Below are 600 nucleotides of genomic sequence, written 5' to 3' on the forward strand. Positions count from 1 at the left end.
CCTTAAGCATGGCCTTGTCGAGTTCTGCGTCTGCCAATAATCGCTTTAGCCGTGTGTTCTCCAGCTCAAGCTCCTTGAGGCGTTTGGCCTCTGTGGCTTTCATTCCCCCGTACAGATTCTGCCAGCGGTGGTAAGTCGCCGGAGAAACTTCCAGGGCTCGGCAGACGTCAGCAACGGTCTGGCCCTGGTTCAAGAGCTGCTCAGCGGTCCGCAACTTGCGGATGATCTGCTCGGGGCTGTGGCGTTTGACTTTCATGGGGCTTCTCCTGGCCAATTCTGGCCGGTAGGGAAGCTCTCATAAGAGCTGGCTCAGTTTCTGGGGTCCACGTCAGACCCGCAGGATGGGTGTTTTGCCCAAGCCCTAAGAAGCCTCACCCAGCGCAGTGAACCATAAAAGATGCGGCCATCAACGAGGCTGTTGTCCAGTGAGGTGCAATCGCATCTGGTCTGCCCAACGCTGCCACTGAGTGGCAGGCATGGAGTCTGTGGATGCGGAGCTGAAAGCTGGTGGTGGCCTGTCCACTCGTAACTGTTCAGGGGGGAGAAAGCTCCGTGGCAGTTCCGCTCTTGACAGACCTCTGAAAACAGCTTGGATCTCAG

1 protein-coding gene is annotated in these 600 nt (G+C 57.3%); it reads right to left on the reverse strand.

All coding sequences use genetic code 11. From position 1 onward, the window contains the following. On the reverse strand, positions 1–256 hold a 256-nt coding region (locus AC01FP_RS18715; RefSeq protein WP_474482411.1), incomplete at its 3' end, for a transposase. Positions 257–600 lie beyond the last annotated feature (344 nt).

The sequence above is a fragment of the Cyanobium sp. NIVA-CYA 375 genome (assembly GCF_056108345.1).